The 11,449-nt window shown below is 67.3% G+C and carries 15 protein-coding genes; 9 read left to right on the plus strand and 6 right to left on the minus strand.

Annotated elements, in window-relative coordinates; translation table 11 throughout:
* Window positions 1-248: 248 nt before the first annotated feature.
* Complete coding sequence (greA, locus tag CK944_RS03755; RefSeq protein ID WP_103171710.1) at window positions 249-719, plus strand: transcription elongation factor GreA; 471 nt, start codon at window positions 249-251, stop codon at window positions 717-719.
* Window positions 720-723: 4 nt separating this feature from the next.
* Window positions 724-1,638, plus strand: coding sequence for a hypothetical protein (locus CK944_RS03760; RefSeq protein WP_103171711.1), 915 nt, complete (start codon window positions 724-726; stop codon window positions 1,636-1,638).
* On the opposite strand, the gene CK944_RS03765 is transcribed toward CK944_RS03760, so the two are convergent.
* The gene (locus tag CK944_RS03765) at window positions 1,639-2,121 is read right to left on the minus strand and encodes an N-acetyltransferase (protein WP_158247949.1); all 483 of its coding nucleotides are present in this window, start codon (window positions 2,119-2,121) and stop codon (window positions 1,639-1,641) included. It lies immediately after the preceding gene.
* A gap of 68 nt (window positions 2,122-2,189) precedes the next feature.
* Here CK944_RS03765 and CK944_RS03770 point away from each other — a divergent pair, with 68 nt between their 5' ends.
* Both CK944_RS03770 and CK944_RS03775 read left to right on the plus strand, forming a co-directional pair.
* A complete protein-coding gene (locus CK944_RS03770; protein WP_103171713.1) occupies window positions 2,190-2,957 on the plus strand; it encodes an AzlC family ABC transporter permease in 768 nt (255 codons plus the stop codon).
* Window positions 2,954-3,286 carry an AzlD domain-containing protein gene (locus CK944_RS03775; protein ID WP_103171714.1) on the plus strand — a complete coding sequence of 111 codons (333 nt, stop codon included), beginning with the start codon at window positions 2,954-2,956 and terminating at the stop codon, window positions 3,284-3,286. The genes CK944_RS03770 and CK944_RS03775 overlap by 4 nt, the downstream gene beginning before the upstream one ends.
* Here the strand turns inward: CK944_RS03775 and CK944_RS03780 are convergent.
* From CK944_RS03780 to CK944_RS03795, 4 genes are read right to left on the minus strand one after another with little or no spacing between them, the layout of a single operon-like run.
* The gene (locus CK944_RS03780) at window positions 3,274-3,897 is read right to left on the minus strand and encodes a hypothetical protein (protein WP_103171715.1); all 624 of its coding nucleotides are present in this window, start codon (window positions 3,895-3,897) and stop codon (window positions 3,274-3,276) included. The genes CK944_RS03775 and CK944_RS03780 overlap by 13 nt on opposite strands.
* Window positions 3,898-3,916: 19 nt before the next feature.
* Entirely contained in the window at window positions 3,917-4,075 is a 159-nt protein-coding gene (locus CK944_RS03785) for an aa3-type cytochrome c oxidase subunit IV (protein ID WP_103171716.1), read from the minus strand.
* Window positions 4,076-4,129: 54 nt separating this feature from the next.
* On the minus strand, window positions 4,130-5,149 hold the full coding sequence (locus CK944_RS03790; protein ID WP_239985949.1) for an MBL fold metallo-hydrolase: 1,020 nt from the start codon (window positions 5,147-5,149) through the stop codon (window positions 4,130-4,132).
* On the minus strand, window positions 5,146-6,843 hold the full coding sequence (locus tag CK944_RS03795) for an acyl-CoA dehydrogenase (RefSeq protein ID WP_103171717.1): 1,698 nt from the start codon (window positions 6,841-6,843) through the stop codon (window positions 5,146-5,148). Before CK944_RS03795 ends, CK944_RS03790 begins: the two co-directional genes overlap by 4 nt.
* A 112-nt stretch (window positions 6,844-6,955) precedes the next feature.
* Between CK944_RS03795 and CK944_RS03800 the strand changes: the two genes are divergently transcribed.
* Complete coding sequence (locus tag CK944_RS03800) at window positions 6,956-7,903, plus strand: L-threonylcarbamoyladenylate synthase (protein ID WP_103171718.1); 948 nt, start codon at window positions 6,956-6,958, stop codon at window positions 7,901-7,903.
* Window positions 7,904-7,971: 68 nt separating this feature from the next.
* Here CK944_RS03800 and CK944_RS03805 read toward each other — a convergent pair whose 3' ends face one another.
* Window positions 7,972-9,399, minus strand: coding sequence for a Glu/Leu/Phe/Val dehydrogenase (locus CK944_RS03805; protein WP_103171719.1), 1,428 nt, complete (start codon window positions 9,397-9,399; stop codon window positions 7,972-7,974).
* 228 nt (window positions 9,400-9,627) lie between these two features.
* Here CK944_RS03805 and CK944_RS03810 point away from each other — a divergent pair, with 228 nt between their 5' ends.
* The 4 genes from CK944_RS03810 (at window position 9,628) to CK944_RS03825 (ending at window position 11,438) form a co-directional block, all read left to right on the plus strand.
* Window positions 9,628-10,278: a TetR/AcrR family transcriptional regulator gene (locus tag CK944_RS03810; protein ID WP_103171720.1), complete on the plus strand. Its 651-nt coding sequence runs from the start codon at window positions 9,628-9,630 to the stop codon at window positions 10,276-10,278.
* Window positions 10,279-10,381: 103 nt separating this feature from the next.
* Complete coding sequence (locus tag CK944_RS03815; RefSeq protein WP_103171721.1) at window positions 10,382-10,750, plus strand: hypothetical protein; 369 nt, start codon at window positions 10,382-10,384, stop codon at window positions 10,748-10,750.
* A gap of 4 nt (window positions 10,751-10,754) precedes the next feature.
* Complete coding sequence (locus CK944_RS03820) at window positions 10,755-11,042, plus strand: I78 family peptidase inhibitor (RefSeq protein ID WP_158247950.1); 288 nt, start codon at window positions 10,755-10,757, stop codon at window positions 11,040-11,042.
* 60 nt (window positions 11,043-11,102) lie between these two features.
* Window positions 11,103-11,438 (plus strand): DUF2794 domain-containing protein, encoded by a 336-nt coding sequence (locus CK944_RS03825; RefSeq protein ID WP_370463819.1) that lies wholly within the window; start codon window positions 11,103-11,105, stop codon window positions 11,436-11,438.
* The last annotated feature ends 11 nt before the right edge of the window (window positions 11,439-11,449 follow it).

Here is an 11,449-nt window from a genome sequence, read left to right on the forward strand (position 1 = left end):
GGATGATTGGTGTCGGTCATGGCGCGCTCCTCCCAAGGCTGGCTTGCTGTTCATGTAGCGTTTCCGCCGCATCGCGGCAATGCTGACGCGACGGCCAAAATCTGCCACTTTCGACGCGGGCGGGCTTGCAAAGGCGCGGCGATTCAGGTCACGGTGCCGACAACTGGGACGCGCCCCTGCCATTCGAATGGCGGGGGCGTTGCCTTAGCATTTGGACGGTAACGCATCCCGCAAAGGACAGGGCAGCGATGGACAAGATTCCGATGACCCGCAGCGGCTATGCCGCGCTGGAACGCGAACTGGGCGAGTTGAAGTCGAAGGAACGCCCCGCGATCATCCGCCAGATCGCCGAGGCCCGCGAACATGGCGACCTGTCGGAAAACGCCGAATACCATGCCGCCCGCGAAAAGCAGGGCTTCATCGAAGGCCGCATCAAGGAACTGGAATCGATCCTGTCGCGTGCCGAACAGATCGACCCGGCAAAGCTGTCGGGTTCCGTGAAGTTCGGCGCCATCGTCCATCTGGTCGATGAGGATACCGAAGAGGAACGCACCTATCAGATCGTGGGCGAGGCCGAGGCGAATATCGAAAGCGGGCTTCTGAACATCCGGTCCCCCCTGGCCCGCGCCCTGATCGGCAAGGACGTGGGCGACAGCGTCGAGGTCGCCACCCCCGGCGGTCAGCGCAGCTATGAAATCCTGGCGATCCGGTACGAATAAGCCGATGTCGCTGGTTGCACGCATCGCCACCCTGACCCAGCGGGATGCCCTGACCGCCATCGGCATCGCGCTGAGCGCCGCCTGGCTGTTCCTGATCGCGCTGTTCTGGCTGCTGGCGCCCGAAAGCGAGGTGTCCGAGGGCGGCCTTGCCCGCTTGGCGACCGTTATGGGCACGATCCTGCCCCTGGTGCTGATCTGGCTGGCAGTCGGCATGGCCCGCGCCTTGGCCGTCCTGCGGGCCGAGGCCGAGGATCTGCGCCAGCGCCTGACGCTGCTGCGCGACATGGCCGCGACCAGGGGCGCCCCGCCGCCGCGCCCCGTCCCTGAGGCGGTGATCGCCGAGGATGCGGAGCCCCTACCCCGCGCGCCCGTTGTCCCGCGTCCTGCGCCCCGGCCCGTCGCCGAACAGCGCCCGCAGGGGCAGCGGCCGGACAACCCGCCTCCGGTCCATGTCGATGCGGAAACCCTGATCCGGGCGCTGAACTTTCCCGATGGCGCCGACGATACCCCCGCCATCACGGCGCTGCGGCTGGCACTGCAGGATCCCGAACATGCCCGTGTGCTGCGGGCCGCGCAGGATGTGGTCACGCTGCTGGCGGGCCAGGATCTGTATATGGACGATCTGCCGCCCGATCCCGCCCCCGTCGCCGTCTGGCGGCGCTTCGCCCAGGGCGAACGCGGCAGCGCCATCGCCCCGCTGGGCGGCATCCATGATCCCGTCGCGCTGGACATCGCGTCGAACCTGCTGGACCGGGACGAGATCTTCCGCGACACCGCCCATCACTTCCTGCGCCATTTCGACGCCATGCTGACGCGCCACCTGCCGCAGATGGACGATGCGCAGATCGCCGTGTTGGCGGAAACCCGGTCGGCCCGCGCCTTCATGCTGCTGGGGCGCATCGCAGGCACGTTCGGCTGATCAGACGGGCCGGTGCAGGATCGCCACCGGCCCCGACCAGGGCCAGCCGAAGAAGCCCCGCCCGATTTCGACGAAGCCGGTTGCCGCGTAAAAGGCCATGGCGGCGGTGTTCCGCATCTCGACCTCGGCCCGCAGGCCGGGACGGCCCGCATGGTGGGCAACCTGGGCAGCCCGGTCTAGAAGCGCGCGCCCGATGCCCTGCCGGCGATCATCGACCACGATCCCGTCGATCACCAGATCGGCCGTGGGCGGCGCGGCGCGGTAGAGAACACGCGCCAGCCAGGGCTGATCGGCCAGAATCCCGCCCCGATGATCGCGGATCCCCGCGACCCCGCCCAGGCGCCCGCCCGTCCCGATGGCCGCGATGCCATGGCAGGCGCGCAGCCTGGGCTGCCCTGCCCCTAGCGGGGGCGCAAAGGCCGCGGACCAAAGGCGGGCCGCATCGGCAAGATGCCGGTCGGGAATGGGACTTGCGATCTGCACCCGGCCTTGCCTTATCCTTGCGCGTCGTGCAACGAAGGTGCCGCGATCCGGTCCCATGCGAAAGCCCCATGTCAGCCACCCATGATCCCCGCCCCGATGGTCGGCGCCCCCTTGCCGATGACGGCGCCACGCGCACCGTGCGGGAAAGCTTTTGGCGGGGCGCGGTCCAGTCGCTGCCCTTCCTGATCGTGATGATCCCGTTTTCGGCCCTGTTCGGCGTCGTTGCGACCGAGGCGGGGCTGGACGTGGCACAGGTGCTTGGCTTTTCGGTGCTGGTCCTGGCCGGCGCGTCGCAGTTCACGGCCGTGCAGCTCTTGTCCGACAACGCTTCCGTCGTCATCGTGATCCTGTCCTGCCTGGCGGTGAACCTGCGCATGGCGATGTATTCGGCATCGCTCGTGCCCTGGCTGCGCGGGGCGACGGGCGGGCAAAGGGCCTGGCTGGCCTATGCCCTGGTCGATCAAAGCTATGCCCTGTCGATCCAGGAATACGAAAGCCATCCCCGCCTGGGAATGCCGCAGCGGCTGGCCTTCTTCCTGGGCGTGGCGGTCGTGGTCTGCATTCCCTGGATGATCGGATCCTGGCTGGGCGCGACCCTGGGGCGTGCGATCCCGGACGACATCGCCCTGGATTTCGCCATGCCCATCACCTTTCTGGCGATGATCGCGCCGATGCTGCGCACGCCTGCGCATCTGGCGGCCTGCTTTGTCGCCGTGGCGGGGTCGCTGCTGCTGGCGGGGCTGCCGTCCGGCCTTGGCCTGCTGATCGCCGCGCCCGTGGGCATGGCCGTCGGGGCGATTGTGGAAACCAGGACAGCGCGAAAGGCGCAGGCATGAACAGCGGCATATCCGACCTGACCGTCTGGCTGGTGATCGTGGTGCTGGGCATCGGCACCTTCCTGATCCGCTGGTCCTTCCTGGGGGCGCTTGGCGACCGGGACATGCCGGCCTGGGTGCTGCGGATGCTGCGCTATACCCCGGTGGCGGTGCTGCCCGCCCTGGTCGCGCCGCTGGTGGTCTGGCCCGCCGCGACGGGGGGCCAGCTTGATCCGGCGCGCATGGCCGCCGCTGCGGTGACCGTGGCGGTCGGCCTGTGGACGAAGAACATGATCGGCGCCATCGTGGCGGGCGCCCTCACGCTGTTCACCATGCTCTACATGTTGTAGCCAACGATCCGGCCGTCCTTCTGGCGCAGCAGCACGTCGTGGTTGTTGGCCGGATCGCCGTCCATGTGGCGCTTGGACTGGACGTTCGGCAGGGTCAGGAACCAGTTGCGCAGCTTGATCGGGCTATAGCCTGTCGGCGCGTTCTCGAAGCCCGGCACGCGGCGCAGGGCCTTGCCGCTGTTCACCGCGCAATAGCTTTTGGGCGAAGCGCCCTGCATCTCCACCGAACGGATCGCGGCATCGGCCACCTCTCGGCTGACGAAGAGGGTGTCCTCGGCCACCCAGTATGTGCTGCGGGCGTGATAGTCGATGTAGAAGTTCTTGAAGTTGTCGGTGATCCCGTAAAGCACGTCGTTGCGTTCCGGGATGCGGGGATGTTCCCAACTTCCCGCCGGGTCATAGATCACCCGCTGGCTGCCGTTGATCATCAGCCCGGAATGACCCCCTTCGCCGCGCGGGATGCCGATGACCGTCAGCAGCGTGATCGAGGGCGGTTCGTCGGACACGAAGCGCGCGGCCCGCAGTTCCTCGTCCGTGGCCCAGATGCTTTGGGCGCCGCAAGCGGCAAGGGCGGCGGGCAAGGCCGCAGCCAGGAAAACGCGTCTTTTCATGGGAAATCCGATCCGGCGATCAGGCGTTGACCAGGGCCATGAAGATCAGCACCAGGATCGACAGGATCGCGGTCCAGGTGGCGAACTTGATGAAGCCTGCAAAGGTCCGCTGCTGTTCGGTGATGTCCATGGTGCCGACCTTGTGTTCGGTGACGTCGTGGTGGTGATGCTGGGCCATGCGCCATTCCTTCTGTTCCCGTTGACAAGGCGATAGCCGAAACCGCCCGCCCTGTCACGCCCCCCACAGCAGGGCGCCGTCACTCTCGCCCGCCTGTGTGACGATGCCTTGTTTGCGCAGGTGGTTCACATGGGCCACCGCCTCGACCAGGGCCAGGCCGAATTCGCCCGCGCCGATCCGGCGCTTGAACAGGATGTCGAAGCAGCCGACCGCCGTGCGCGGGCCGTCGCGCAGCGCCGCCGCCATGCGGTCAAGCGCGCCGTGGTGATTGTCGATCAACTGCCGCAGGCGCGTCGGCAGGCCCAGGAAGGGCAGCTTGTGGCCGGGAAGCACCAGATGCCGCGCCTCGGCCAGGTCCATCATGCGCTGGCAGCTTTCCAGCCATTCGCCGACCGGATCGGCCTCGGGCTCGGTCGGATAGACCCCCAGGTTGGGCGAGATCGAGGGCAGAAGCTGGTCGCCCCCGATCACCAGGTCGTCGTCCAGCGACCAGAAGGTTGCGTGGCAGGGGGCGTGGCCATGGCCCATCACGACCCGCCAGCGCCGGCCCCCGAAACTGACCTGCTGGCCGTCGGACAGGCGGGTGAAGCCCAGGGGCAAGGGATGCACCACATCGGCAAAGTTGAACGGCCGTTCCGCCGCACGCTGCGACAGCATGTCGGCGGGCATCCCGGCCTGGCGCCAGAAGGCCAGCGATTCGGCCGTGGCGCGGTCCTGCCGGTCCAGAACCAGCATCCGCGCCGTCAGCCAGGCGGTGCGGCTGATCAGGAATTCCGCGCCCTGCCCGATAAACCAGCCCGCCAGCCCGATATGGTCGGGGTGGTGATGCGTGCCGATCACCCGCCTGACGGGCCGCCCTTTCAGGGGTCCGGCCAGCAGCGCTTTCCAGTCCTGGCGAAGGGACGGGGTGTCGAAGCCGGTATCGACCAGGGTCCAGCCGTCCCCGTCGTCCAAGGCATAGACATTGACGTGATCCAGCGCCATCGGCAGGGCAAGGCGCATCCACAGCACGCCCGGCGCGACCGTCACGGCCTGACCCGCCTGGGGCGGGTGTTCGAACGGATAAACGATCACGCCGCGATTTCGCCCGCAAGCGCCGCGTCACTGATGCCCGCCAGGTCGTCCAGTCCCGCCAGGGCCTCGGCCAGATCGGAGGCATGGCGCGGCAGCACGCGGGCCATGAAGACGCGGGCCAGCGCCAGATGCGATTCGCCCCCGGCCTGGGCCGCGCGCAGGTGGTAAAGACCGCCCAGAACGCGCGCGAATGCCGACAGATAGGGAACGGCGCCCGCAAAACGCTGCGGAAGGTCACGCTCTAACAAGGTCTGGGTCGCCTCGCGCAGGGTTTCCGCCGCCTGCCACAACTGGTTGGCCAGTTGCGGATGATCGGCCTGCGCGGCCTTTGCGCCGTCCGCGACCTCGTCCAGCAGGCGCAGGGCGGCGTCGCCGCCATCCGACAGCTTGCGGCCCACCAGATCCATGGCCTGGATGCCGTTCGTGCCCTCATAGATCGGGGTGATCCGCACGTCGCGCAGATACTGGGCCGCGCCGGTTTCCTCGACATAGCCCATGCCGCCATGGACCTGCACGCCGATGTCAGACACGCGGCAGCCCACATCGGTGCCGTAAGCCTTGGCGATCGGAGTCAGGAAGGCCGCGCGGGCGGCGTGGACCGCATCGCCCGTGGCGCGTTCCAGGTCGATGGCGGTGGCGCAGGCAAGGCCGATGGCGCGGGCGGCGAACACCTCGGCCCGAGCGGTGGCCAGCATCCGGCGCACGTCGGGATGCCCGATGATCGGTCCCATCTGGTTGCGGTCGATGGCATAGGCCACGGCCTGCTGCAGCGCGGCCTCGGCCACGCCGACGCCCTGCATCCCCACGCCCAGGCGCGCCACGTTCATCATCGTGAACATCGCGGCCATGCCCTTGTGTTCGCCGCCCACCATCCAGCCGGTCGCGCCCTCGAAGCTCATCACGCAGGTGGGGCTGCCGTGGATACCCAGCTTTTCCTCAAGGCTCACGACCTTGAGGCTGTTGGCAACCCCTGGACGGCCCTGGTCGTCGGGGATCAGCTTCGGCACCATGAACAGGCTGATGCCCTTGGTCCCCTTGGGCGCGCCCGGCAGGCGGGCCAGGACCAGATGGCAGACGTTTTCGGTGACGTCGCTGTCGCCCCAGGTGATATAGATCTTCTGCCCCGTCACGCGATAGGTGCCGTCGCCATTCGGTTCCGCCTTGGTCACCAGCGCGCCCACGTCGCTGCCCGCACCGGGTTCGGTCAGGTTCATCGTGCCGGACCATTCGCCGGAAATCAGCTTGGGCAGATACAGGGCCTTCAGGTCGTCGCTGGCGTGATGCTCCAGCGCCTCGATCTGGCCCTGGGTCAGCAGGGGGTTCAACTGCAGCGCCAGGCAGGCGCCCGACATCATTTCCGCCACGGCCATGTTCAGCGCCTGCGGCAGGCCCATGCCGCCATGCTCGGGATCGGCCGAAAGCCCGATCCAGCCGCCTTCGGCAATGGCGCGAAAGCCCTCGGCATAGCCGGGCGAGGATCGCACGCGGCCGTTTTCCAGCACCGCCGGGGTTTCGTCGCCCGCGCGGTTCAGGGGCGCCAGCACGTTGGTGGCAAGCTTGCCGGCCTCGGCCAGGATGGCGGATGCGGTTTCAGCCGTGGCTTCGGCAAATCGGTCGGTGCGGGACAAATCGGAAAACGGCACGACATGGTTCAGGATGAAGTCGATCTGCGCGACCGGTGCCTTGTAGCTCATCTGGATCCCTCTCCCCTGGCGCCTTGGCATTCGGTCCCGGCGCGACTATCAGACTGTCACAAGCCATCTTATGGGGCTTGGAACAAGGCTCAACCGAAACCCGGCGTCACGGATGCAGACCGAACGACTGTTGCCAGACCAGATGGGCATGGCCCGCGCGGCGATCCTGCTGGCGGGGGGCCAGGTCGTGGCGATCCCGACCGAGACGGTCTATGGCCTGGCGGGCGACGCGCGCAATGGCGAGGCGGTGGCGCGGATATACCAGGCCAAGGGGCGGCCCAGCTTCAATCCGCTGATCGTGCATGTGCCGGATGTGGTCGCGGCGCGGACCATCGCCCGGATGACGCCCGAGGCCGAAGCCCTGGCCGCAGCCTTCTGGCCCGGCGCACTGACCCTTGTGCTGCCCTTGCGCTCTGACGCCGGCATCGCCTCGCTGGTCACGGCGGGCCTTGATACGGTCGCGATCCGCGTCCCCGCCCATCCCGTCGCGCAGGCGCTGCTGCGGCTGACGGGTCCGCTGGCCGCGCCCTCAGCCAATGCCTCGGGCCGGATCAGCCCGACAAGCGCCGCGCATGTGCTGGATCCCGACGGCGGCCTGGACGGCCGCATCGGCGCCGTCCTGGATGCCGGTCCCTGCCCGCTGGGCCTCGAATCTACCATCATCGGCTGGCCCCAAGGCCGCGCCACGCTGCTGCGCCCCGGCGGCATCCCGGCCGAGGCGATAACCGAGGCCCTGGGCCAGCCCCTTGCGGCACATCAGGCCGACCCCGCCACCCCGAACGCACCGGGACAACTGACCAGCCATTACGCCCCGAACGCCGCGCTGCGCCTTGATGCGTCGGACCCTCGCCCGGACGAAACCCATGTCGCCTTCGGCCGGCCGGGGCCCTTCACCCTGTCAGAAACAGGCGACCTGACCCAGGCCGCCGCGCGTCTGTTCGACACCCTGCGCCGCGCCGACCGCGAAGGCCGTCCGATCGCCGTGGCCCCGATCCCGGATCACGGCCTCGGCGCGGCGATCAACGACCGCCTGCGCCGCGCCGCCGCCCCACGGGACTGACGGCTCGATCTTCTGTGCCCAAATATCCCGGGGGAGTCCGAAGGACGGGGGCAGCGCCCCCAGCCCCTTTACAGCCCCAGAGACCCATAGACATTCGCGATCCGCCGGATCGCCACGACATAGCCCGCGGTGCGCATGTCATCCACCTTCGGGTTCGACATCCACACCTCCTTCATCTTCTTGAAGGCCTCGCGCATGGTGTCGTCCAGGCCTGACCGGACCAGATCCAACTCGTCCGCACCGTGCAGGAAGGAATCCTTGAACCCGGTCGCCAGCTTGAAGTTCGTACCCGTGTCGGCCGAGATCCGCTCCAGTTCCTCGACCAGCATCCGGGCGCGGGCCTCCTCGTGGCGGCGTTCCAGGCGGCCAAGGCTGATCTGCGACAGGTTCTTGACCCATTCGAAGTATGAAACGGTCACGCCGCCCGCGTTGGCATACATGTCGGGGATGATGACGATGCCCCTGCGTTTCAGGATCTCGTCCGCGTCGGCGGTGACGGGGCCGTTCGCGGCCTCGATGATCAGCTTGCAGTTGATCCTGTCGGCGTTGCCGGCATGGATCACGCTTTCCACCGCCGCCGGGATCAGGATGTCGCACTCATCCTCCAGCGCGGCCAGGCCGTTCTCGCGATAATCGCCACCGACGAAGCCCTTGATGCCGCCGGTCGCGCGGATATGGCCGCGCAAGGCGTCGATGTTGATCCCCTGCGGGTTGCGGATCGCGCCGTCGCGTTCGATCACGCAGGTAACCAAGGCCTTGTCCTCGGCCGACAGGAACTGCGCCGCGTGATAGCCCACGTTGCCCAAGCCCTGCACGATCACCCGCTTGCCCGCAAGCCCACCCTCCAGGCCGGCCCTTTTCATCACGTCGTCATGGCGGAAGAACTCGCGCAGCGCGTATTGCACGCCCCGGCCCGTGGCCTCGACCCGGCCGTCGATGCCGCCCGCATGGCGCGGCTTGCCGGTGACGCAGGCCTTGGCGTTGATGTCGTCGGGATGCAGCCGCTTGTAGGCGTCGGCCATCCAGGCCATCTCGCGTTCGCCCGTCCCCATGTCCGGCGCCGGGACGTTCTGGCTGGGCGAGATCAGGTTCCTGCGCGACAGCTCATAGGTGAAGCGGCGGGTGATGCGCTCCAGCTCGTCCTCGTTCCAGGCGCGGGGGTCGATGCACAGCCCGCCCTTCGATCCGCCGAAGGGCACCTCGACCAGGGCGCATTTATAGGTCATCAGCGCGGCCAGGGCCTCGACCTCGTCCTGGTTCACGTCCAGCGAATAGCGGATGCCGCCTTTCACGGGCTCCATGTGTTCCGAATGGACGGAACGATACCCGGTGAAGGTATGGATCTGCCCGCGCAGGCGCACGCCGAAGCGCACGGTATAGGTCGAGTTGCAGACCCGGATCTTTTCCTCCAGCCCCGGCTGAAGCTCCATCAGGCTTGCGGCATGGGTGAACATCCGCTCGACCGAGTCGCGGAAAGAGGTATGGGGGATCGTCATCGGCTGCTCCTGACAGTTAGGCCGGTTGGTGACGTCCGAAACGCTATGCCAGCCCGGTCACGGGTGCCAAGGCCGATTTGAACAAAAACAAGGCAAATCCGAAAAACCTGTGTTCCGATGACGTCACCCGGCCGCAGAACTGCCGGACCCCCTTGCAACCAGAAGGCATGTTCAGGGATTGAACCTGTCGGCACTGATGATAGGCAGTGCTGATTTGGGAATTGAAAGATGTCGAAGTCTCAGGCCGTTAGCCAAGGTCGCAAGTTCAGTCAGGTCATACGGGGGGCGACCGCGATCTTTCTGCGCGACGGCTATGCCGGGGCCAGCGTCGATGACATCGCCCGGGCCGCGAATGTCTCGAAGGCGACGCTCTACAGCTACTTCCCAGACAAGTCGCGCATGTTCCAGGAAGCCATGCGGGCCGAGGCCGACCGCCTCGACGGCGGCTTCACCCTGGACATTCCTGATGACCTGCACCCCCGGCAGGCCATACCGCTGATGACCGCCCGGATCGCGGAATGGCTGGCCGACCCGGACCGGGTGCGTCTTTATCGCATCCATGTGGCCGAGGCGCGGCGCTTCGCCGCCCTGTCGGCCAACTTCCACGACCGGGTCCTGCACATCGTGCATGACGCCATCCGTCCGTATCTGGTGCGCTGGGTCCAGTCCGGCCAGCTTTGCATCGAGGATACCAGGATCGCTGCCGAACAGCTGATTGCCCTGGCAAGCGCAGGGCTGATGGATGCGTTGCTGCGCGACCGGCAGAACTTTCCTTCGGACAGCGATATCCAGGCCATATCGCAATCCGCAGCCCACCTGTTCCTGAAGGCGGCCCTGCCCGCCCCGGCCGAACTTCTTCTGAGCGCCGGCAGCCGGTGATGCAATCGTGACGGCCGGGGCGCCTTCTCAAGCCCCGGCGGTCCCTGTATCATCGCGCCACAACCCCGCGACAGACGGGCACCCCGAGGGAAGACAGACCATCATGAAGACCACGACCTTTCTGCTGCCGCTGATTGCCGCCGCCACGCTGGTGTCGGCCTGCATGCCTCCGGCGCCTGCGCCTGCACCCATGCCGATGCCGGCACCCGCCCCCGTGGCCTATGTCCCGCCTGCGCCCGAACCGGTCCTGGGCGTGACGGGCCTGACGGAACGCAAGCCCGACCTGTGCGGGGCCAACAAGAACTATGCCTCGACCGTAGGCCAGCCGGGCAGCGTGATCCCGACACTGGGCATCACCAAGGACTATCGGGTCGTCGAATACCGCGGGATCGAGCCGCAGGAATACGACCCCAACCGGATCGTCTTCCGCTTGGATGCGGCGGGAACCATCACCAACGTCGATTGCGGATGACATCATGAATACCAAAGCCCTGCTTCTTGGACTGTCCGCCGCGGCCCTTCTGGCCGCCTGCGAACCGCTGCCCGTCGAGCCCCTGCCCGATGCGGCGCCGCCCGATGACTGCCGGGCCTCGGCCTATCAGGGGCTGGTGGGCCAGCCGGTGTCGGTCCTGGCGGCGATGACCTTCCCCATCGGCACCCGCCAGATCGGCCCCAACGATGCCGTGACCTCGGACTTCCGGCCCGAGCGTCTGAACATCGAATACGGCAGCACCGGCAGGATCGAGAAGGTCAGCTGCTATTGATCGCCGGATAGGGTCCTTTTCGGCATTGCCAGTTGCATGGCGGGCTGTCACCATCCTGTCATGATGGATGCAGGCCCGCCGTATCATCCCGCCCCTGATCGCGTCGTCTTCGACCGGGCGGAACTGTCGCTGATCCTGTCGGTCTATGGCCGCTTCGTCGCTGCGGGGGAATGGCGCGACTATGCCATGTCCTTCCTGCGCGACGCCGCCGTCTTCAGCGTCTTCCGCCGCGCGACCGAACATCCCTTGTATCGGATCGAAAAGCGTCCCCGCCTGCGCAACGCCCAAGGCGCCTATTCCGTGATCGCAATGGACGGGCGTATCCTGAAGCGCGGCCACGATCTGGCGCAGGTGCTGCGGGTGCTGGACAAGGCGCTGATTCGCGCCGTCGATTAGATCCTGGGGCG

The organism is Paracoccus sp. SY (assembly GCF_002901215.1).
Classification (GTDB): domain Bacteria; phylum Pseudomonadota; class Alphaproteobacteria; order Rhodobacterales; family Rhodobacteraceae; genus Paracoccus; species Paracoccus acridae.

Excerpts from the sequence above, each read along its gene's own strand:
- greA (WP_103171710.1), top strand. The coding sequence starts at position 249 with ATGGACAAGATTCCGATGACCCGCAGCGGCTATGCCGCGCTGGAACGC.
- CK944_RS03760 (WP_103171711.1), top strand. The coding sequence starts at position 724 with ATGTCGCTGGTTGCACGCATCGCCACCCTGACCCAGCGGGATGCCCTG.
- CK944_RS03770 (WP_103171713.1), top strand. The coding sequence starts at position 2,190 with ATGTCAGCCACCCATGATCCCCGCCCCGATGGTCGGCGCCCCCTTGCC.
- CK944_RS03775 (WP_103171714.1), top strand. The coding sequence starts at position 2,954 with ATGAACAGCGGCATATCCGACCTGACCGTCTGGCTGGTGATCGTGGTG.
- CK944_RS03780 (WP_103171715.1), bottom strand. The coding sequence starts at position 3,897 with ATGAAAAGACGCGTTTTCCTGGCTGCGGCCTTGCCCGCCGCCCTTGCC.
- CK944_RS03785 (WP_103171716.1), bottom strand. The coding sequence starts at position 4,075 with ATGGCCCAGCATCACCACCACGACGTCACCGAACACAAGGTCGGCACC.
- CK944_RS03795 (WP_103171717.1), bottom strand. The coding sequence starts at position 6,843 with ATGAGCTACAAGGCACCGGTCGCGCAGATCGACTTCATCCTGAACCAT.
- CK944_RS03800 (WP_103171718.1), top strand. The coding sequence starts at position 6,956 with ATGCAGACCGAACGACTGTTGCCAGACCAGATGGGCATGGCCCGCGCG.
- CK944_RS03805 (WP_103171719.1), bottom strand. The coding sequence starts at position 9,399 with ATGACGATCCCCCATACCTCTTTCCGCGACTCGGTCGAGCGGATGTTC.
- CK944_RS03810 (WP_103171720.1), top strand. The coding sequence starts at position 9,628 with ATGTCGAAGTCTCAGGCCGTTAGCCAAGGTCGCAAGTTCAGTCAGGTC.
- CK944_RS03815 (WP_103171721.1), top strand. The coding sequence starts at position 10,382 with ATGAAGACCACGACCTTTCTGCTGCCGCTGATTGCCGCCGCCACGCTG.
- CK944_RS03820 (WP_158247950.1), top strand. The coding sequence starts at position 10,755 with ATGAATACCAAAGCCCTGCTTCTTGGACTGTCCGCCGCGGCCCTTCTG.
- CK944_RS03825 (WP_370463819.1), top strand. The coding sequence starts at position 11,103 with ATGATGGATGCAGGCCCGCCGTATCATCCCGCCCCTGATCGCGTCGTC.